Genomic DNA, 20,606 nt, shown 5'->3' on the forward strand with positions numbered 1-20,606 from the left:
TGATTGGAATGTGAAAAGCCAAATCTGCGAAAGTATTTTCCGCCGAAGCTATCTATCGATAGGTATCAATAAGGAGTATGCACTATGGAACAGAATTTCGACCTTGAAGCTGATGTTGTGATTATCGGAGCGGGAAGCGCGGGTATGAGCGCCTATAAATCGGCCCGCCGATTTACCGACTCCATTCTGGTAATCGAGGATGGACCATATGGCACTACATGCGCGCGAGTCGGCTGCATGCCGTCAAAACTCCTGATCGCGGTCGCCGAAGCCGCCCACACCGCCGCGCATGCATCACAGTTTGGAGTGAACACGGGTTCCGTCAAGATCGACGGCGTCGCGGTCATGAACCGCGTGCGTTTTGAACGCGATCGTTTCGTCGGCTTTGTCGAAGAAGATGTTGTCTCTTGGCCCGAAGAACACCGCGTACACGGACGGGCACATTTCGTTTCTCCGCATGTCCTGCGTCTGGATGATGGCCGCAAGATCCACGCCGGCCGGATCATCATTGCAACCGGGTCGCGGCCAGTGTGGCCAAACGCCTGGAACGATCTGGGTGACCGGCTGATTATCAATGACGATGTCTTCAACTGGACCGATCTGCCCGAATCCGTTGCCGTTTTTGGCAACGGTGTAATCGGCATGGAACTGGCGCAGGCGCTTCACAGGCTTGGCGTGCGCGTAAGGCTGTTCGGCCTGGGAGGGCTGGTAGGCCCACTCACCGATCCGGAGATCGTCGAAAGCGCGCGAGCAAGCCTTTCCGCAGAATATCGCTTCAGCCCCGACACACATGTATCCAGTATTGAGCGCGAAGGCGATACTATCGTCGTAACAGAACATGACGGGACGCAGGAACGCTTCGACTACATGCTCGCTGCCACAGGCCGACGTCCGAACACCGACAATCTCGGTCTGCCAGCTGCTGGCTTGGAGTTGGACGAGCGCGGCATGCCGCTTGACTGGAATCCCAAAAGCGCCCGGATTGGCTATAGCCATATCTTTCTCGCCGGAGATGCAGCACCGGATGCTCCGATCCTGCACGAAGCGTCCGATGCCGGACGTATCGCAGGTGAGAATGCCGCGCGTTTCCCGTTCGTGGCGGAGCGCCATCGCCGCACACCGATGGGCGTCGTTTTCTCGGATCCGCAAATCGCGATGGTGGGTCTGTCTCATCGGGAATTGCTCGATAAGAACCAAGCATTCGTCACCGGCTCTGTTGACTTTACCGGCCAGGGGCGCGCGCGTGTCGCGCTCAAGAACGCTGGCAAGCTGAACATTTATGCTGATCCGACAGACGGTACGTTTCCTGGGTGCCGAAATGATCGGCCCCGCTGCCGAACATATCGCACACTTACTAGCCTGGGCGATCGAATCAGAGCGGACCATTCAGCAGATGCTCGACAGCCCATTCTACCACCCCGTTGTTGAGGAAGGGGTGCGCACCGCATTGCGCGCCGCAAGAGACGCGATGCCGCAGGAACTGCCTGCGCACGAACCCTGCCTCGATTGCCGGAGCGCTGCCTGACGCGAAGCTCCTAGTAAGCAAGGTCGTATACCCGAGAGGCCGCCATACCGAACATACCGGTATGGCGGCCTTATCGATTCAAATCGGTATTCAACGCCGCAGAGGTACGTTTGTTCGTTCGCTAATTCTCCATTCAGATTGCGAGCAGGCCTTCGTCAATCGGCAGTTCTGAATCACGCGCCCACTCGTTCCATGAACCGAAATAGGTGCTGACATTGTCGAACCCGGCCTGTTTAAGCGCGACGAAAGTGTTGGATGTGCGAGCCCCTTTGAAACAGTAAAGCCAGATCGGCTTGCTGAAATCGAGGCCGATATTGTGACATTCAGCGCGTACTTCAGCCGGGCTCTTGATCCGGAATGAGGAGCCGACCGGCTTCATCATCCGATACCATTCGAGCCACTTGGCACCCGGTAACCGCCCCTTGCGCGGCACGAAATCCTTCCCATAGGGAGAGGAACTTTCACCAATCCATTCATCGACGTCCCGTACATCCAGGAATGTCACGCGGTCCCTCCCGATCTCGCGCAGGACATCGGCTTTCCCGACCATCAGGCCAAGGCCTGTATCGTTCAGATGGAACACCGCCTCATCCACTTGCGGGACGATATCGGTCAGCGGGCGATTTTCCGCACGCCAGGCTTGCAATCCGCCATGCAGCACATAGGAATTGGGATTGCCGAGATAGGTCAACATGAAGTGGCCTCGGCATGACTGGCCAAAGCCCGTTCCCATTCCCTCTTCGTAGAACACAACGGTCTGTTCTGCATCGATCCCAGCCTGCCCGAAGACAGTCGCGAAATGCTCGCGCAATTCGGCGATCCCTTCGGGTGTCGAGGATGCGAGGTATGAGAAGATATCGGGAACGTTCACCGCCCCAGGAATATGAGACTCGCGATATTCGGAAGGGCTTCGCGTATCCACGATCACCGGACGGCTCGCTTCCCATTCTGCGAGTTCCGAAGTTTCCAGAAGAATTTTGGTCATGATGTTTCCTGATCCGGCAGAGGCCCCATCAATCTTGCCCGTCTGCCGCTAAATATCGTTAATCTGAATGCAGAGAAGGCCAGACGAGCATCGTGCTCGCCTGACCTTCTGCTACACGCGTTTGTGTAGATATTTTGATTACTGGATACCGCGCTTGGCCAGGAAGCTGCGGATCTTTGTGGAGATCAACTCCATATCCTCTTCAAGAGCGAAATGGCCGGTCTCGAGGATATTGTATTCGAGATCCCTGACATCGCGCTTGTAACCGTCGGCCCCGGGAACAGGGAAGAACGCGTCATTCTTTGCCCAAACGAGCAAGACCGGTGGCTGATGCTCGCGCAGATAGGCCTGCCATTCCGGATATTTCGCGACGTTATTGCGATAGTCATAGAACAGGCCGAGCTGCACCTCGTGCTGGCCTGGACGCGACAGGCTCTGATGATCGAGCAGCCAGTTGTCAGGCAGGACAGCGTCGGGATTGCGCGTGCCATGCGTGTACTGCCACTTCAGTCCACCCAGACTGAAAACAGAGGAAGCGATTGCCGTTTCCAGCTCTTGATTGCCCCGGCCTTGCTCCCACAATTGCATGATGGGCGCCCAGGCTTCCTTGTTCAGCCCTTCTTCGTATGCATTGCCGTTCTGGACGATCAACGATTGCACGCGCTCTGGATGCTCCGTCGCGATGCGGAAGCCGACGGGTGCCCCATAATCCTGAATGAACAGCGAATATTTTTTGATACCGCGTTGTTCTAGAAAAGTGTCGATCGTGTGAGCGATATTGTCGAACGAATATTCGTATGCGTCCTTGCTCGGAAAATCGCTGGCACCAAAGCCAGGATAGTCTGGCGCAATCAGATAATAGTCGTCGCTCAACTCGCGGATGAGGTTCCGGTACTGGTGTGAAGAGCTGGGAAATCCATGAAGCAGCACAAGCGCCGGTTTCGACGGGTCACCTGCTTCGCGGAAGAATATCTTTGTTCCTTCAACAGCCTCATAACCATACGACATTGCGGCTTCGGTCTGACCGACTTCAGCCTGAGCGGGGGCAGTTGCTCCCAGCGCGGCGGTGCTAACCAAGGCTAGCGACAGGAATAAATCACGCATTGCTACTTCCTTTCAAAAACTCGCCCGCTGCTCCGCTATTTCGGAAGGCACGGTGCGGAAATCCTCAATTTAAGTTCTCATCTAAGATGTCGATCTTCGACCACAGATCAGAATGTGTCTTTCAGATAATCGCTAGGTTCATCAGGAAATGAGCACGATCCAGGTGCGGCGCATATGTCGCGAGGATCATATCCAGTTGCTGACTATCTAGCGATCGGTAGTCAAATAGAGAGGTCTCCGTTGATGTCAATACCTATCACTAGATAGTTTCGCTTTTCCGCGCTTTCTTTTGATCTCACACCCGGGCCGAAGCATTCTCTCTCATCCTGCCCGGCCCGAGTGTGAGCCGTTGATTCAACCTTCTCAGCCCAATGCAGCCGCGATCCCGCGTCCATATTCAGGATCGGCGGCTTTACAATTATCGATATGACGCTGCTGTACGTCCTTGGATGTGCCGGACATCGCACGTGCTGTGTTTTCGAATAGTCGCTGCTGTTCGTCCGGACTCATCAGGCGGAACAGATTCCCCGGTTGGGTGAAATAGTCTCCATCCTCGCGATGGTCCCAATTATGCCCGGCACCCGAAAGCGCCAATGGCGGGTCGGCGTAGTCGGACTGCTCCTGCCATTCACCATAGCTGTTGGGTTCAAAACCAAGCGTTCCGCCATAATTGCCATCCACGCGCATGGCGCCATCCCGGTGATAGCTATGCACCGGACAACGCGGCGCGTTTACTGGAATTTGCGCGTGGTTCACACCGAGGCGATAACGCTGGGCATCCCCATAAGAGAACAGCCGGCCCTGCAGCATCTTGTCAGGAGAAAAGCTGATCCCCGGCACCACATTCGCCGGATTGAATGCGGATTGCTCCACTTCGGCAAAGAAGTTTTCAGGGTTACGATTGAGCTCAAACCGGCCAACGTCAATCAATGGGTAGTCGCCATGCGGCCACACCTTTGTCAGATCGAAGGGATTAAACGGACAATCCATCGCCTCCTGCTCGCTCATGATCTGAACCTTCATATCCCAGGATGGGAACGCTTTGCGTTCAATCCGGTCATATAAATCGCGTTGATGACTCTCGCGGTCCTGCCCAACCAATTGCTCGGCTTCGGCATCGCTCAGATTTTCGATGCCTTGGTTCGTCTTGAAGTGGAACTTCACCCAGAACCTTTCGTTCTGTGCATTGATGAAACTGAAAGTGTGGCTGCCAAACCCATCCATCGTGGCATAGCTTTTGGGAATGCCGCGATCGCTCATGGTGATGGTAACCTGATGCAGCGCCTCTGGTAGAGATGTCCAGAAATCCCAGTTGTTCTGGGAGGAACGCATGTTCGTACGCGGGTCACGCTTCACGGCATGGTTCAGGTCGGGGAATTTGAGCGGATCGCGCAGGAAGAAAACCGGAGTGTTGTTACCAACCAGATCCCAATTTCCTTCATCGGTGTAGAATTTCAACGCAAAGCCGCGAATGTCGCGTTCTGCGTCAGCAGCTCCGCGTTCACCGGCCACCGTTGTGAACCGGGCAAATACGTCAGTGGTCTTGCCCACTTCGGAGAATAAGTCTGCTCGCGTATATTTAGTGATGTCATGCGTGACAGTGAATGTACCGTAGGCACCGGAACCTTTTGCATGCATCCGGCGCTCAGGAATGACTTCGCGATCAAAATGGGCGAGCTTCTCGAGATACCACACGTCTTGCAGAAGAGCCGGGCCTCGAGGGCCAGCAGTCTGAATGTTTTGGTTGTCTGGCACTGGCGCTCCAGCGGCGGTCGTCAATTGCTTCTTGCTCATGAGATTTTCCGTTTGTTGCGGCTATCAAGGGCCGAGATCAATTGGGGCTTGTCCCGGTAGAACTCGATTTATTGCACCTCGGCGGCGCTGAATATCGGATGTTTGGCCTGTCAAATTCCGCTCAAAGTCAGCGTAATAAAATTTCGCCTAGCCTGACAAATTTCTCTATTTTGAACTGAAGTCTTTCCGAAAGAGCAAGAAATAGCCGCCATTTCGCGACTTCAGTTCGGGTTTTTCGAAAAATCTGAAATCACTTAATCATCTGATTAAAAACGATTAATATCAATCAACGACCTGTAGAAAGGTGAAGATCGCTAGAGATGCGTATTTCTCCAGATTTCTATGTTTGTGATTATGGGCCTGTTGGCAGAACCTTTGGGACATCAGCCACGATGCTGCGACAAAGGAGTGTATCACATGTTCATATCGCAATCCCCCATCAGCCCGGACACTGTAAATCCTTTTACAGCGAGCAATGACTTTCAGTCTCCTGCGCCAAAGTTTGGTTTCAGCGATGGCGACCGACCTGCCGCTCTTGTGCAAGCTGAACCAGATTTTCGCTTCACCAGCAGCACTGTCACCGTTCGTCTGTTCGATCAGGCAACCACCGTCAGCGATGGCTTTAACCTCGATACCAGCGACACGATCATCGTACCCTTTTCGAAACAGGTGTTGAGCTACTCCATTGGTGGCAATGCAGTGTCGATCGAACTGCTACCGGGCCAAGGCTTTCTCATTCCCAGCGCCGCACACGATTTTGCAATCAATGAGATTTCGAATGCTGAATTTATCATCTTCGAGATCGATCAATCAGTGAGAGCGACATTATTTGCTGCGGGCAATGGAGAGAACAATGCAGTGCTTAATCGCGCCTCTCTGATCCCTAACGCACAGCATCTTTTGAAACTCGCCAACACGGCTCGGCGATTGCTGCTTACCCCATTGGGAAAAAATCCGGCGACTTTGGAAGCGCTGGGTGTGATGGCCATGGCAGAGACCCTGTCGAGCCTAAAGAACCGCGCCAAGACATGCCTTAGCCTTTCGGCGAGCATGATTTCCAAATTGGACAGTTATATCAGCCAGAACATCGATCAATCACTCAAGCTCAAGGAGCTTGCCGAGATGTGCCACATGTCGACACCGCATTTTTCCCGGACGTTCAAGTCCGCGACAGGCAAATCACCCTATCAGTACATTCTTGATCGGCGCCTCGCATTTGCGCGCAAGCTGCTCAAGGAAACTGCCGACTCGATCGCGGACATTGCGTATGGTGCGGGGTTCTCGTCCCAATCTCATATGACTGAGCTGTTCCGCAAAAATGTTGGTATCACCCCAGCCAAGTATCGCGGGTTCCTGAAAGCGCAAGCCACCTAACCTCCCTCCCCCTCGGCGGCTGCAATATCATACGGTTGATACGCAGCTGCCGAAATGGACGGATTGTGTGTTACAATGCGGTCAACGTCTGAGCTGAGGAGCGCAATGTGAGCGATACAACCTTCCACCCCGGAGAGATCACCCTGCAATCCAGCGTTGGCATGCGCGATCAGGTTGCAAAAGCAGCCGCGATCATGGTCCGCGATCACATGCCAGATCAACATCGCGAATTCTTCCAAGGTCTCGAATATGCGTTCTTTGGCACTTTGACCGAAGCTGGCCTGCCGGCTGCCTCGATCCTGTCAGGCCCGCCTGGATTTATCCAGTCGCCCGATCCCAAAACGCTTTCGATTGCGCTTAGTGATTCACCTGCTGCATCGCCATTGTCGGATGTTCAGGTCGGATCGCATATCGGTGTTCTGGGGCTCGACCTTACCAATCGGCGCAGAAACCGGATGCACGGGACAATAGAAGCGATAGAACCTGATCACCTTAGCATCAGCGTCGGGCAATCTTACGGGAATTGTCCAAAATACATTCACACCCGCGAGATCACGCGGCGTTCAGGCCAAACTGCGGCGGCACTGCCTACTCAGAGCGCAGGACGCTTGTCAGGCGATGACCTTTCCTTCATCGCAAATGCCGATACTTTCTTCATCGCAAGCCACCATCTGGATGGCAGCGGATTGCCCTATGAAGGCGTCGATATATCCCATCGCGGCGGTGAACCGGGGTTCATGCATTTAGGTGATGACCATACGCTCACGATCCCCGATTATCAGGGTAACAATCTGTTCAATACGCTCGGCAATATTCTGGCATATCCCGACGTCGGCTTGTTGTTCATCGATTTCGAAAAAGGCGTCGCCCTTCATGTAAACGGCTCAGCCCAAATTTTGCATGACGCAAAAGAGGTTGCCCAATACTCCGGTGCCAAACGTTTGATAAAGGTGCGATTGGACGAAGCCACAGCCAGATGGACTGAGATCGGCTTGCGCTGGAAACACCTCGAAGCATCTCCTTTCAATCCAGAATTGTAGCAAGCTAAACCAGCTCATCGAAACGGTCGACCAAGTCACGGCCATCCCAGCGCGAAACTAGGGCTGCGCCGCTGCCGCCGAAATGGCCTATGCGCTATGGGCGATCATGGGCCGGATCGCAGACTGTCAATGGAATTTTCGGCACGCTGCTTATCGATCAGAGTTTCGATCAAAATGATCGCCGAAATTGCACTGATCCGATCGTGTTAGAGCAGCAGTTCTGACATCAAATCACGGATGGCCAGTTATGTTTGCGAAGCCTGATGCAGATGCATCTCCGCAAATCGAAAGGTCAAAGAAATGCAGAATCACCTAAGATATATCGCCGCTGCGGCGTTAGTGTCACTTACGCCCTCTTGTCAGGCGCAAGCAAACCCAGATGAAAACGCGGCTTACGCCGACCCTTCGACGCCGGGTCTGCCATTGACGCCGATGACCATCACCAAGGGCGACACCGCTCTGGTTGTGATTGACCCACAAATCGACTTCCTCAGCCCGGATGGCGTATCTTGGGGCGCGGTTGGCAAAAGCGTCACCGAGCATAATGTCGTCGAGCACCTTGAAGATCTGTTCTCAGCCGCGAACGAATCCGACATGCTCACTTTCGTATCGCCTCACTATTACTATGCGCACGATCACAAATGGGCTTTCGAAGGTCGGCTCGAAAAGCTGATGCATGACATTAAGATGTTTGATCGCGAAGGCGAGCTGAACGTTGATAATTTCGAAGGTTCTGGCGCGGACTGGATGCCGCAATACAAGCAGTACATCAATTCCGACGACACCATCGTTGCCTCGCCTCACAAGGTTTATGGGCCAGAGCAGAACGATCTGGTTCTACAAATGCGCAAACGCGGGATTAACAAGGTAATCCTGGCCGGCATGTCAGCGAACTTGTGTGTGCAAGCGCACATGCACGAACTGCTTGAGCAGGGTTTCGAAGTCATGGTTGTCCGCGACGCTACCGCAGGCGCGATCATTCCGGAAGGCGATGGATACCTCGCAGCGTTGATAAACTTCCGCTTTATGGCGTCTGAAACAGTCTACACCAGCGAAGCTGTTGAGCGGATACGCGCTGCGCAATAGACCCCGGGTCTCCACCCCGAAGGCTATAGGATGCCTCCCTACCTCGCATGCGGTAGGGAGGCATTTCTTTCGCGGGCTGAACAGATCGGCAAGACAAGGTCCGCTGTTTTGCGCTCCGACTGCCCCACTCCGGCTATCGCCGCGGTATTGACGGACGGCAATGCGTCAACAAAGGCAAAGGACCGACACGCATAAAAAAGCGCGACCGATCATCAGAACGGCCGCGCCCTTTTTTCTGAACCCCGACTTGGGGCTAAACGTAGTCAAGTATCAGACGCGTCCAGCCATCACTCCGCCGTCGACATTGTGGACGGCGCCAGTTGTCCAACTGGCTTTATCTGACAGCAGAAAAACTGCGTGATTGGCAATATCACCGACACGACCGACACGGCCAATGGGGTGAAATTCATCGAACCCGTCGGTCAGCGTATCTTCAATAGCGTTCTCATCGATAAATTCGCCGTAAATTGGCGTGACGACCACCGATGGAGCGATCGCATTGACCCGGATCCGCTGACCACCGAGCTCCATAGCCAAGTGCTGAGTCATGGAATGCAGGCCAGCTTTTGCCATGGAATATGCTGTTGACGGTGTCGCTTTAATCGCCTGATGTGCCCACATTGAACCGACATTGAGTATCGAGCCCCCACCGTTGGCGGCCATGTTCTTGGCAACTGCCTGAGTAAGGACGAAGAACGCTCGGTTCATATCCATATATTTGTCGTAATCGGCCACGTCATTTTCTAGGAATGCCTTTGGCGCGAAGACCCCAGCTGCGTTCACAAGCTGGTCGATGTGACGACTCTCGCCATCAATGCTGGCGCATGCTGCGGTCACTGCGTCGAAATCATAGAGGTTCAAAACCTCTGTTTCGACTGTTCCAGATCCGCCAGCAAGTGACGCTGCGGCCTGCTCCAGGCTCGACGCATCATGCGAGAAAATGCGTACTGTTCGCCCTTCGTCGACCAACATCTTTGCGGTGGCAAGACCCATTCCAGATGAGCCTCCGATGATATAACTTACACTGCTCATGATAATCTCCGTCATTTGATAGTCTGCCTGCCGATCAAATTCACTTCACACGTCCGGAAAACGCAGCTCGCAAAATCGACGATGACTTGGTGAGCTTCGGCCAGTTATGGCAAAACGTCTTCCTGGCAGAACTTCACTTGAAGAAGGCCGGGCATCACAATGATGCAAAGATGCTGGCAACTCAGCTATCCAGAATGCTCTCCTATCATGTTCGCGGCATCCATTCTGTGCGCGCATGCTTTTGCGGGCATTCAAAAAGCTATCGCCAAAAATTAAATCGCAGCAGATTTCCGACATAACCGATCCGATGATATTCTATCGCCTCAATTGTTGCGAAATGGGTGTTGTCACTCCCCCGTGACCTTACCGCAGGGCCATCCAGGCAAGACCCTCCCCCCAAACCTCGGCTTGGATGGCCCTGCACTTTTCTCAAAGATGCATCAGAGCGACATCGAACGGTATGCACCGTTTGATACGGCGCGTCGGATTGACCATCAGACAGACGATGTTAGGATTGCGTGCGGAGGTAGCAATGTCGAGGTTTCGGTTTGATAGATTCGAACTTGATATCCATCATTGCACCCTGACTGAGTCAGGCGTGAAAGTAGAAATCGAGCCTCAGGTCTTTTGCTTGCTCGAGCTACTCATCACACGGCACGATCATATCGTTTCGCGCGAGGAAATTATTGATGCGGTATGGGATGGTCGCATCGTTTCAAATGGGACGATAGACGGTCGAATTAAGTCAGTGCGCGCCGCAATTGGTGACAATGGGCGCGATCAGCGCCTGATCAAGACATATCCCAATCGCGGCTACAAGTTTATTGGCGACCTGGTAGAACTATGCGCAGAATTGGCGCAGGCGCAGGAAAATGGCTCGGCAGATGCTGAGCAGGCCGATGGCGAGGCTCAGTCAGCTACAGATGCGATATGGACGAGGTTGTTCAAACGGCCAGCGGGGCTGTTGGCCACCATCGTAGCTTTGGTAGCGTGTTTCGGGGTCGCCGTCGCCTACATCGTCGGTGCTTTGGGCGAGAGCCAATCTGGTGCCTTGGCCGCAGCATCAGGCAGTGAAGCACAGGTTCAACAGTCTGCCATACAACGAGCAAAGATAGCGGTATTGCCACTACCAGAAGGCAGATCTGATCTGGACCAGGCAGGTCTCGTCACAATTCTGAACGGGGAATTTCGTCAGGCAATAACCGCCATCAACGGCATTTCGGTTATTTCGATATCACCCGAGACAAAAGTGTCGCGCGACAGCAGCACCCCTGGGGAACTGGGTGCACGTCTTGGGCTGACCTATGTCGTTAGCACAAACCTGATCGAACAGGGAAACCAGACCCATCTCGATATCGAATTGATCGACGTTGAGGATAATACGGTACTTTCTTCGAACAGGTATTCGACCGCCATAGACGCGGACGAGGAGGCACGCTCAGCATGGCCGTACCGAAACTGCCATGAGCGCGTCGATCGGCATTGCCAATGCCTTGGGCCTCTCGATCAACGAGCGTTCTCCTTATCTTGTCCCTTACGCGTTTCAGCAAAAAGTCGCCCGCGCGAATACGCTGATCGCTCAGGACGAGTATGAAGGACTCAACGAGGCCATCGAGTTACTCGAACAAGCGATTGAAGAGGAACCGGAATACCTCCCGGCCTATCAGAGCCTCTACCATGCGTATTGGCGCAGATTGTCATTTGTCGGCAACGATTTCGAGAATGATGCGCGCGAGATGCTCAACCTGACCGCATCGATGGAATGGATTTCGCCAGATGCTCCTGAAACACTCATCGTGAAGGCATTGACCTCCATTATGAGCGTGAGAGGAACCAGCAAGTCGGCCTCTGGCGAGGGCGTCAGCTATGAGTGGGAAAGGCTGCTCAATCAGGCCATCCGAAAAGATCCGAACAACACGCTCGCACGCTCCATGCGAGCTTACTTCATGCAAAATGAAGGCAACCATTCCTTGTCCAAGATAATGGAAGCCAATGAGGATGCCCTTAGATTTAACCCAACAGACCCCACCGTATTGGCGAATTTTAGCAGAACCTTGTTATGCAATGGCGATGTTGATCGTGCTTCGCGACTGGCCAGAAGTAACATCGCGTGGAACCCGGGAAATCGAAAGGCGCTAGAAAGCATTGCAAAGTTGGCGAATGCGACGGGAGACTACGAGACTGCCCTTAGCGCCATGGATGAGATCATCGCCAAGGGCTGGATGCAACATGACCAGACCAAAACTCTTAGAGCTATTTACTTCGATCTTGGAGCGGCTGAGCGGACCCTGCCGCATTTGAGATTTGCTCCTGCCAGAGCGCAAGCATACGCGATGTCGGGCGCTACAGCCGAAGCGCTTGCAGAAGCGGCCAAAATTCCCGCATTCTATACGAGTCAAAACGCTATTCTGATTGCAAATCCTGATACCGTTCCAGCGGACTACCGGGTTAATCCTCATTACGTGGAAGTTACCGATACAGCCGATGGATTTTCAGCAAATGCCTGTTCATTGGACTACCTAGCAACCGATGCCTTCGCGCTTAGGAAGACCAACCCAGCGCGTTCCTTAGCGCTAGTTACGCTTCTGGAGCGTTACTATGATGGCAAGCCCGCATCATCATTGAGAACCAGTCAGGAATATTTAGGTTTGATCTCGCTGCGAGTCTTGCAGAGGCGCAAGGACGATGCCTTTAAGGTTTTGGACGTTGCGATGGGCAAAGGTTTCGTTTTGGCGGGTCGATTCAAGGAACCTGTGTTGAGAGAGCTTAGATCGCACCCCCAGTTCAAAGGGCGTTTCGCCGCCACGCAATCCAAAGCGAAACGCATTCTGCGCGAGTTCGATAGGCCAAATTCCAGCGCGCCTTAAACCGACTTTTGTTCGGTTCCCAAAAGCAATTGCCACCCAATCCCTTCGTCTGGATCGGATGGCAATTTCATGCCTGCCGCACATTTGCGTCAGTAGCCTCTCAAAATGCGAGAAATGCAGCCCGATAACAAACAGGGCAGGAGATCAGCAGGAACGCAATGCGTTACGCAGCGCGAACAACATCGACTTTAGTTCCGTCGAGAAGTGTATTGAAAACCGGCGAGTAGCGCGCCAGATCGCTGATCTCCGAATGATCCGGATGCGGTGAATCAATAGTCAGTTTGATCTGGATCGATTTGTAGCCTTTGCCAATGCTTTCATCGAGCCCGAGGAAACCATTGAGATCGATATCGCCCTTAATCTCCGATTTGAGCGAATTGATTTCGATGCCTTTCATCGAGGCATGTGCAATGATGCTTGTAGTGACGCAGCTGGCAAGCGCGCTGAGAAGTTGCTCGACCGGGTTGGGCGCCAAATCGGTGCCCGACAGCATCTCTGGCTCGTCGGAATGCATCTGGTAATCACCCTTGTGAGGGATTGCCTGTTTTGCTGCAAACATATCTCCAACCGTCGTGGTCGATCGCGTGCCACCGTTCCATTCATTGGTGATCTTGAAAGTCGAATTGCCAAGATCCCGATCTGCCTCGACATTCGAGATAGTATCGGCAACAAGCTGTACATCGATTCCGTTGACAGTTTTCTCTTTAACAGTGGCAGTGCTCATCTTGATTCTCCTTCGCGAGTTCTTGATTGAACTGTATTCGCCAGATTATTCCCGTGGGTTACATTGACGCAATTTTGCGCTGACAGGAATTGATGAGAATCTAGAGCAACCACGGCATCGGGTTTTCCCGATTCCGTGCTTTGTCACTATTCAATGAGGTCGCTCGCTGAAAGACGGATATGCTGAGGCAATGCGGAGTTGCGCGCGGCAAAAATGCCCGTCAGGCGAAACCGACGATCTCGCGCATCTTCTCGCGATCGATCTTGAGTGGATCTCCGCCAGCCCGCGTGAACCGGCGCCACGCAATTGCAATCTTGTTCTGCTTCGTTGTCGCCAAAGGATGTTTACGCGGATGATACTTGGCAGAAAATGTCGGAAGCGAGTAGCGCACCATCTTCGCAAACGTCGAAAGCAGGAACCACATCGACTTGGTAGCGCGCAACGGATTACGCATAAACCCTTCCGCTCGGCACATGACCACATAGGCCTTCAGGACTTCCGTGGCGATGTGCAGCAGCGCCTTGAGGATCATCCATTTGCGATACCATTCGTGCTCGCCAAACATGTGCTTATAAACTTCGAAAGCTACGGCGCCATGTTCGACTTCCTCGACCTGATGCCAGACCCACATCGCCTTCACAACGGGATCGGAATCGCTCATCCATTCCTCATAATTGGCCAGCACGATCATACCCGCCAGAAACGTGAAGGTTTCGTATCCGGCGGTAAAACCGACCAATTCCTTCAATGAATGGCTTTTTGCCATCGCCATGAATTCACGTTTATTGCGCTGCTCCATTTCACCGATTTTGGGATAGCGTTCTGCCATTAGCCGGTTGAACTCGATGAAGTTGCGCGCGTGGTGTGCTTCTTGTCCTGTAATCGCCTTCATATCCTCGACCAATTGCGGGTCGGAAACATGCTTGCGCGAGGTATTCATGGTCTTGACGAGATAGCGCTCGAAATAAGGCACATGAACACTGAAGGCGTTGAGGAAGATCGCAAATTCGGGGCAGGAACGACTCCAGAGAATTGAGTCGGTCGTCAGTTCGTCCGCGCCGAAATCGAGATTTCGGATCGGGATATCATTCATCGGATGTTCGAAATCCTGCTGATCCGGGGCTATAGTTGCCATCTTGCGCTCCTCTCGGGTGCGATTGCATTCAGTTCGCAGACGCACCTCTCTGATTCCGTCTGGTAGCCGAAAAAGCCATTTTCGTCACCAAACTAAAGTATGGGAACGGTGGCAGTCATGTCGCGATGAGGTGATTTTGCCGAGCCTTGACCACTGCCGCAGAACGGCTCCTGACACCCAGCTTGCTGTATATATTGCTAAGGTGCCATTTGATTGTCGGCAGGGACAATAACAGCGTATCGGCGAGTTCCGAATTGCTGATCCCTTCGGCCAACAAGCAGACAATCTCGATCTCGCGCGGCGTCAGCTCATCAATCACACCTTCATTTCCAGCAGCTGCTTGCGGAGCATTTCGCCAGCCCTCGTCCCCGCGAAGCAAGGCGGCGATTTTCAGTTCGAAGCCGATCTGATCTGAAAGGAATTCACTGTCACTCGCTCCTCGCTTGGTGATCACCTTTTGAAGCAATTCATCGATCTGCGGCGATACCTCAAAAAACGGGGCGACAATTCCCTCAGGCGCGGCGATCGCCGTCATGGACGAAAATGCCCGCATGGCTTCGCTCTGCCTGTCACAGTGCCACAAGGCGATGGATCGCAGCAACCCAACCTCGATCGCCATTCTGCCTGACTTGAGCCCTCCTGTGTTTGATGTCAGGCTCATAAGTGAACGAAGCGCATCGGAATAGTCGCCTTGGGCAACCAGCAGGCGACCTTCCGCGACCTTATGCTGGCGAGCGAGGTTTGGATCTGTGAATTCGATTCCGAAGATGTTCTCGCCGCCTGAAAATCCCCATCTTCTGGCCATCACTTGCGCTTCATCCAGTCGGGCCTCGTTGATCAGCAAGCGCATCTCTTCGGCTGCAAGCGCCACCGCCACGCGGGGAACTGATCGAGCCAGCGCCTCTTCCTGTCCATCCCTTAATGACTGAATTGCGTCGCTCATCTTGCCGACACCGACAAACGAACGAGCCTCAGTCGTTCGCAGAACCCGCACGGGTTCCATCGTCGCGATCGCCGGTAACTGGCCTGAACCACGCCTGAGGATTGCCATTGCTTTGCCGAAATCTCCGCGTTCATATTCGATCGCTGCATCAAGTACTGCAACCAATGACCCTGAAAAGGACTCTTCGCCGATATCGCCAGCGATGTCTTTTCTGGCTCTCTCACAATGGCTGGTCGCTTCGGCAACAAGGCCCCGTTCGAGACAAAGCATTCCGCTGATCCAGTCCGCCCAGACTTTCACATATTCGGATCGAGCACGAACACCGTGCACATTGGCCTTTGCCGCAGCCTCCAGCCCAACCACAAAATCCTGAGCGGGGATGGAGGCATAGGCAATGACATTATAGAGCGATCCGAGATGAATATCCGAGGCATCAGGCCAGCGTTCCAGTGCCGTAACAGCGAAGTCCTTTGCCGCACCAATATCGTCAGCACTCGCAAGCGAAATGGCGATGATGGTGTCGGCCAGACACACCATTTCGTTCGTTTGCTCCTGACCAAGCTGCCAGTCATTGCATTCATCCCGCAATCGGCCCTTCACCTCTTCGGCGATTTCACGACCATCGCTCGCCGACCGTGCAAAGGTGAGTGACCATGCGTAATTCAGCATGATCAAAGGATGATGCCAATGGAACCGGTCGGGCAATCGCCGGATCCAGTCCATCACCGTAAGGTGGTCACCCAATTGCTGTGCGACGTGGGTCGAATAGTGAGCGATGAGTCCTGCGGCGTCGACGAACTGCCCCGCCATCAACTGATACTCGATCGCCTCGGTCAACAATCCCTGCTGCTGGAACCATCGGCTTGCACGCCTGCAAATACGAGCGAAAGCATCGGGTTCCGACTTGCGCAGCTGAGCTGTGAGGAAGTCTGCAAACAGGTGGTGAAAGCGAAACCATTCACCGGTTTCGTCCAGTGCAATCAAGAACAGGTTTTCTCGATTGATACGCTCGATGATGGTCGCCACATCGCCGATACCGGTGACATAGGTGCACAGATCCGCATTCATGCGCTTGAGTGGCCCGGTTTTCAGCAGAAACTCCTGCAAGCCAGAATCAAGCGACTGAAAAACGCTCTCCATCAGATAGGTCGACAACTCCGAATGCGCCCCGGAAAAACCATCAACCAGATCGCTCGCCTGCTCAGGCTGCCTGCCGATTGCGATTGCCGCGAGCTGCAGGCCCGCGGCCCACCCTTCAGTGCTTTTCGACAGCTTGTCAGCAGCTTCTCTTGGCAGAACCAGACTGTGCGCGCTCGCGAGAAAGGCTGCGGACTCCTCCTGATCAAAATTAAGCGCCTGCTGGTCAATTCGCAGCAACCGCCCTTCAACGGCCAGCCGACTCAAGCACAAATCGGGATGCGAGCGGCTGGCAATCGCCAGACGAAAATGTGGAGGCAGCGCACCGATAAACCGCCGCATCCCCGCAATGATCGCCGGATTTGAGATATGCTGAAAGTCATCGAGAAAGACGAACGCATCGTGTGAAATGGTGCTGACGCTTTCGCAGAGCGCCTGAAACAACGCATCGGAGCGTGCGCCTTGCGGCCCGCCGAGAATACCCTGCATGGTCTTCGCAATGGCAGGTTCAATCCGCCCAAGTGCGGCAGCTAGATAAGAGACGAAAGTGACGGGATCGTCGTCGTCGGCCTCAATCGTCAACCAGCAGCACCTGACCTTTGCTTCTGTAGCTTTAAGGTACAATTGCCCCATTAGGAGCGACTTACCGGAACCGGCAGCGCCCACGATTTCGACCACTTGCGCCGGATCGACCTGCGCAAAAATCCGCTCGGTCAGCCGTTGCCGATCAACACTTCTGGCAGGCGGGAGCAACGGGCTGAGCTTTGTTTCAATCAACCTTTGCGTGGTTTGCCTGGCGCGCCCTTTCGGCATCGATTGTAGTGACCTCCTACCTGCAAAGTCGCCATCGGTTCGCGTGATCGACTATTCGTCTTCGCCTACCACCCCCCGCAGCATCACGACGACAATGATCATCAGGACGAACGCGACGATGAAAGCTGGACCGAACGCGATCACGCCGGCCCAGTTTCCCTCACCGACCGGATTGTCGCCCAGCGACAGCCCCCGATTGGGCGCGAGGATGCCGAAAATATAGAAGGCAGCATTGCCCCAAACGGTGGCTATCGTGCCATAGCAGATGAATTTGCGAGCTTTTTCAGATAGGTCGAGTTTAACCATCAATAGCGCAAACAGGATGGCCATCAGCCCGTTCATTATATTGCCGACATGAACTGCACGCCATTGTGCTGGCGTGCCCGGTATCTGGTAGTCAATCATTATCGGAACCGGCGACAAAGAGATCAGGCCCAGAACGCTGAATAACAGTCCAAAACCGCCGATAAGCCCGATCAAACAAATGACGAGACCATTCTTGATCATCAGAGCCTGAGTAACGCGTCAACATCTCAAATTCTCCCCACTGGATGGTGTATGTCAGATTTCGGCGACGCGCGCCTTTAGCCCATTCAATTCGGGTGCGAGCCTGATCTGGCAGGACAATCGCAAGTAACGGATGTCCGTCTCGGCAGCAAAGCTGAGCATATCCTGTTCAGCTTCTTCAATCGCGGGCAAACGGTCATACCATTCCCGATCGATCACCACCTGACAGGTACCGCATGACGCCTCTCCGCCGCAAAGTCCCTCAATACCTTCCACACCCGCATCTTTGGCAACGTCTTTCAGGGTTGCGCCTTCTTCACCGACAAGTTCGTGAACCCACCCACCCACAGCAATCAGTGTCATTGATACAGACGTGTTCATCGCATCCAGACCTTTCTGCCGTTCGGGATCAGAATCTTTTGCCCACCGTCAGCGCGAACACGAAAGGATTGATCTTCACATTGTTGATCGGAATATCCCCTATATTTGTAGTGCTCACCGTTACATCGGTATCGGCGTCGACATACCATGCGGAGGCATTGAGCAACCAGCCATCAGCCACCTCATAGTCGGCGCCGACCTGTAGCGCGATCCCGACAGAATCGTCCACATTAACAGTCGATGGGCCGTACCGCGCTGGCATTGAGCGCATCACTGGCTTCGCCGTCAAAGAATAGCGTGTAATTCAAGCCCACCCCGACATAGGGCTGAAATTTCGACTCCGGTTTCAGGGGGAAATACTGAACCGAAACGATTTCCGGCAGATACTTGCTTGACCCGATTTCGGGGCTCCCCGTCGCGAGCGGAACGCCACCTTCCAAGTCGGCATTGACCGTGAAAGGCAATGCAAGGATCGCCTCGATACCGATATGATCGGCAAGCATATAGGTGAAGGTCGCGCCGGGCTGAGTGTCGCTGGAGAGAGAACTGACACGCGAATTCGGTAGAGGTGGCACCGTTACCACGATCGGGTCGCTCGTTTCGCTGCTCGGCTGAACATGAGCAACGCCGACCCGAACTATCAAATCGCCAGCTTCGTGCGCCAAGGCTGACGATGGCACGGCAAAGCAAATGCCCGCGAGCGCCAGAATCGCATAATTCCGCATAATCTTCCCCTCTTAATCTCGGCACTTCCTGCTCTGGCGTGCCGCATTGTTTCTGCCTTATTGACTCTCCCCGACTATCACGCCCCATCCCAAAGTATGGGTATCGACCCCGTTCTTCCTCAGACGAATTCACCGGTTGGCGGTCGATGTTCCAAGACCCGCTGCAGGACAGGTCAGAAGAGTACGCGTTTACAGCACCTTACGACAGGCAAGCAATCTATCACTAGATAGAGGCTTGACTGGATGCGAAAGCACTCCTAAGTACCCTGGATAATACCAACCTAGTGATAGATAGTTAAACTCTCCATCGCTGGGTAAGAAGAGCTCAAAAGACGAGCAGATGCATCACGACGGTATCGTTGCGAGCCTCGTCTCATCCGCACCATGCCAGAATGGCAGACGAGCGTAGGCATAGAAAAGGATTTCACAGTGCTCATAGACCACGGACAATGCGCTGAAACTTTCGCCTTTCAAGAACGAGGCGATTGGATGCTAAGCGAGCGGCCCGAGACCAAGGCTGGTACCGCAGGTACGGCGACCGCAGCAAGAAGGGCGCACTTCCTACCTCTCCTTGTGCGTCCGTTAACGGTCCGCCGCGCGCTTAAGGTCAGCGCGATCGTCGGAACAATTGTTGTATCTATCAATCAGGGTGACACCATGCTTGCCGGTCAAACGCCGGTTTTATGGAAATTGATCCTCACTTATATAACTCCATACGCGGTCAGTTCCTACTCCACTGCGACTTCGTTGCGAGACCAAGCCACGCAAACGCCCCACCCATTCGATCAGGAGCCATTGCCATGAACGTTAACGCAGAATTTGACCGCCCAGCCACAGTACACGCAAAACAAGAGCCGTGGATTCCCTCCCCTATGCCAGGCGTGGATCGCCGCATGCTCGACCGCATGGGCGATGAAGTGGCGCGAGCCACGAGCATCGTCCGCTACGCGCCCGGCAGCGCGTTTTCCCCTCATACTCATACTGGCGGTGAAGAATATTTCGTTCTCGACGGTGTGTTTCAGGATGAGCATGGCGATTTTCCAGCAGGCACCTATGTCCGCAATCCACCAACATCACGCCACACGCCGCGCGCTGATGATGGCGCGACGATCTGGGTCAAGCTTTGGCAGTTTGACATGGAAGATCGGCACCAGATTTCGATTGACACCACGAAAGAAACGCCCGTCAAAGTCAGCCCCGGCGTGTCAGAGATCCCGCTATACGAAGACACCCGAGAGCGCGTCCGAATAGAGATCTGGGACAAGAATGCACCGGTCGAGATTGCTGACCATAAAGGCATAGAAATCCTGGTGTTATCAGGAGGCTTCTCATCCGAAAGTGAAGGCTTTGATGAGCATTCCTAGTTGCGACTGCCCCCGAACCATGAGTTCAAGGCAACAGCCGGGCCAGAGGGCGCACGCCTACTCATAAAGT

The 20,606-nt window shown here is 53.9% G+C and carries 19 protein-coding genes; 8 read left to right on the forward strand and 11 right to left on the reverse strand.

Annotated features, from left to right (window positions below; translation table 11 throughout):
* The first annotated feature begins 84 nt into the window (after positions 1–84).
* Together ACZ1GM_RS10960 and ACZ1GM_RS10965 are read left to right on the forward strand one after the other, a co-directional pair.
* Positions 85–1,428 (forward strand): dihydrolipoyl dehydrogenase, encoded by a 1,344-nt coding sequence (locus ACZ1GM_RS10960; protein WP_472676493.1) that lies wholly within the window; start codon positions 85–87, stop codon positions 1,426–1,428.
* A complete protein-coding gene (locus tag ACZ1GM_RS10965; protein ID WP_472678551.1) occupies positions 1,343–1,525 on the forward strand; it encodes a hypothetical protein in 183 nt (60 codons plus the stop codon). Before ACZ1GM_RS10960 ends, ACZ1GM_RS10965 begins: the two co-directional genes overlap by 86 nt.
* Positions 1,526–1,658: 133 nt before the next feature.
* Here ACZ1GM_RS10965 and ACZ1GM_RS10970 read toward each other — a convergent pair whose 3' ends face one another.
* The 3 genes from ACZ1GM_RS10970 to ACZ1GM_RS10980 all read right to left on the reverse strand — a co-directional run bounded on the left by ACZ1GM_RS10970 (position 1,659) and on the right by ACZ1GM_RS10980 (position 5,408).
* The gene (locus tag ACZ1GM_RS10970) at positions 1,659–2,510 is read right to left on the reverse strand and encodes a sulfurtransferase (RefSeq protein ID WP_472676494.1); all 852 of its coding nucleotides are present in this window, start codon (positions 2,508–2,510) and stop codon (positions 1,659–1,661) included.
* Between the two features lie 138 nt (positions 2,511–2,648).
* A complete protein-coding gene (locus tag ACZ1GM_RS10975; protein ID WP_472676495.1) occupies positions 2,649–3,614 on the reverse strand; it encodes an alpha/beta fold hydrolase in 966 nt (321 codons plus the stop codon).
* Between the two features lie 363 nt (positions 3,615–3,977).
* Positions 3,978–5,408, reverse strand: coding sequence for a catalase (locus ACZ1GM_RS10980; RefSeq protein ID WP_472676496.1), 1,431 nt, complete (start codon positions 5,406–5,408; stop codon positions 3,978–3,980).
* A 417-nt stretch (positions 5,409–5,825) separates the two neighbouring features.
* Between ACZ1GM_RS10980 and ACZ1GM_RS10985 the strand changes: the two genes are divergently transcribed.
* From ACZ1GM_RS10985 to ACZ1GM_RS10995, 3 genes are all read left to right on the forward strand, one after another.
* Positions 5,826–6,782, forward strand: coding sequence for a helix-turn-helix domain-containing protein (locus tag ACZ1GM_RS10985; protein WP_472676497.1), 957 nt, complete (start codon positions 5,826–5,828; stop codon positions 6,780–6,782).
* Positions 6,783–6,889: 107 nt separating this feature from the next.
* Entirely contained in the window at positions 6,890–7,822 is a 933-nt protein-coding gene (locus ACZ1GM_RS10990; RefSeq protein ID WP_472676498.1) for a pyridoxamine 5'-phosphate oxidase family protein, read from the forward strand.
* 300 nt (positions 7,823–8,122) lie between these two features.
* Positions 8,123–8,908 (forward strand): isochorismatase family protein, encoded by a 786-nt coding sequence (locus ACZ1GM_RS10995; RefSeq protein ID WP_472676499.1) that lies wholly within the window; start codon positions 8,123–8,125, stop codon positions 8,906–8,908.
* A 270-nt stretch (positions 8,909–9,178) separates the two neighbouring features.
* On the opposite strand, the gene ACZ1GM_RS11000 is transcribed toward ACZ1GM_RS10995, so the two are convergent.
* Complete coding sequence (locus tag ACZ1GM_RS11000; RefSeq protein WP_472676500.1) at positions 9,179–9,955, reverse strand: SDR family NAD(P)-dependent oxidoreductase; 777 nt, start codon at positions 9,953–9,955, stop codon at positions 9,179–9,181.
* A 583-nt stretch (positions 9,956–10,538) separates the two neighbouring features.
* Here ACZ1GM_RS11000 and ACZ1GM_RS11005 point away from each other — a divergent pair.
* On the forward strand, positions 10,539–11,534 hold the full coding sequence (locus ACZ1GM_RS11005) for a winged helix-turn-helix domain-containing protein (protein WP_472676501.1): 996 nt from the start codon (positions 10,539–10,541) through the stop codon (positions 11,532–11,534).
* A gap of 1,436 nt (positions 11,535–12,970) precedes the next feature.
* Here the strand turns inward: ACZ1GM_RS11005 and ACZ1GM_RS11010 are convergent.
* From ACZ1GM_RS11010 to ACZ1GM_RS11040, 7 genes are all read right to left on the reverse strand, one after another.
* Complete coding sequence (locus tag ACZ1GM_RS11010; RefSeq protein WP_472676502.1) at positions 12,971–13,531, reverse strand: OsmC family protein; 561 nt, start codon at positions 13,529–13,531, stop codon at positions 12,971–12,973.
* Between the two features lie 220 nt (positions 13,532–13,751).
* Positions 13,752–14,666: a metal-dependent hydrolase gene (locus ACZ1GM_RS11015; protein WP_472676503.1), complete on the reverse strand. Its 915-nt coding sequence runs from the start codon at positions 14,664–14,666 to the stop codon at positions 13,752–13,754.
* 115 nt (positions 14,667–14,781) lie between these two features.
* Complete coding sequence (locus ACZ1GM_RS11020) at positions 14,782–17,523, reverse strand: winged helix-turn-helix domain-containing protein (RefSeq protein ID WP_472676504.1); 2,742 nt, start codon at positions 17,521–17,523, stop codon at positions 14,782–14,784.
* An 87-nt stretch (positions 17,524–17,610) separates the two neighbouring features.
* Positions 17,611–18,066, reverse strand: a complete 456-nt coding sequence (locus ACZ1GM_RS11025) for a hypothetical protein (protein WP_472676505.1) — start codon at positions 18,064–18,066, stop codon at positions 17,611–17,613.
* A 54-nt stretch (positions 18,067–18,120) separates the two neighbouring features.
* Complete coding sequence (locus ACZ1GM_RS11030) at positions 18,121–18,447, reverse strand: 2Fe-2S iron-sulfur cluster-binding protein (protein WP_472676506.1); 327 nt, start codon at positions 18,445–18,447, stop codon at positions 18,121–18,123.
* 28 nt (positions 18,448–18,475) lie between these two features.
* Positions 18,476–18,676 carry an OmpW family outer membrane protein gene (locus ACZ1GM_RS11035; protein WP_472676507.1) on the reverse strand — a complete coding sequence of 67 codons (201 nt, stop codon included), beginning with the start codon at positions 18,674–18,676 and terminating at the stop codon, positions 18,476–18,478.
* A 1-nt stretch (position 18,677) separates the two neighbouring features.
* The gene (locus tag ACZ1GM_RS11040) at positions 18,678–19,172 is read right to left on the reverse strand and encodes an OmpW/AlkL family protein (RefSeq protein ID WP_472676508.1); all 495 of its coding nucleotides are present in this window, start codon (positions 19,170–19,172) and stop codon (positions 18,678–18,680) included.
* Between the two features lie 489 nt (positions 19,173–19,661).
* Here ACZ1GM_RS11040 and nrtS point away from each other — a divergent pair, with 489 nt between their 5' ends.
* Both nrtS and ACZ1GM_RS11050 read left to right on the forward strand, forming a co-directional pair.
* Positions 19,662–19,976 (forward strand): nitrate/nitrite transporter NrtS, encoded by a 315-nt coding sequence (gene nrtS, locus ACZ1GM_RS11045; RefSeq protein ID WP_472676509.1) that lies wholly within the window; start codon positions 19,662–19,664, stop codon positions 19,974–19,976.
* On the forward strand, positions 19,973–20,536 hold the full coding sequence (locus ACZ1GM_RS11050) for a cupin domain-containing protein (RefSeq protein ID WP_472676510.1): 564 nt from the start codon (positions 19,973–19,975) through the stop codon (positions 20,534–20,536). Before nrtS ends, ACZ1GM_RS11050 begins: the two co-directional genes overlap by 4 nt.
* Positions 20,537–20,606: the final 70 nt, after the last annotated feature.

Source organism: Qipengyuania sp. JB2-7, from assembly GCF_055693485.1.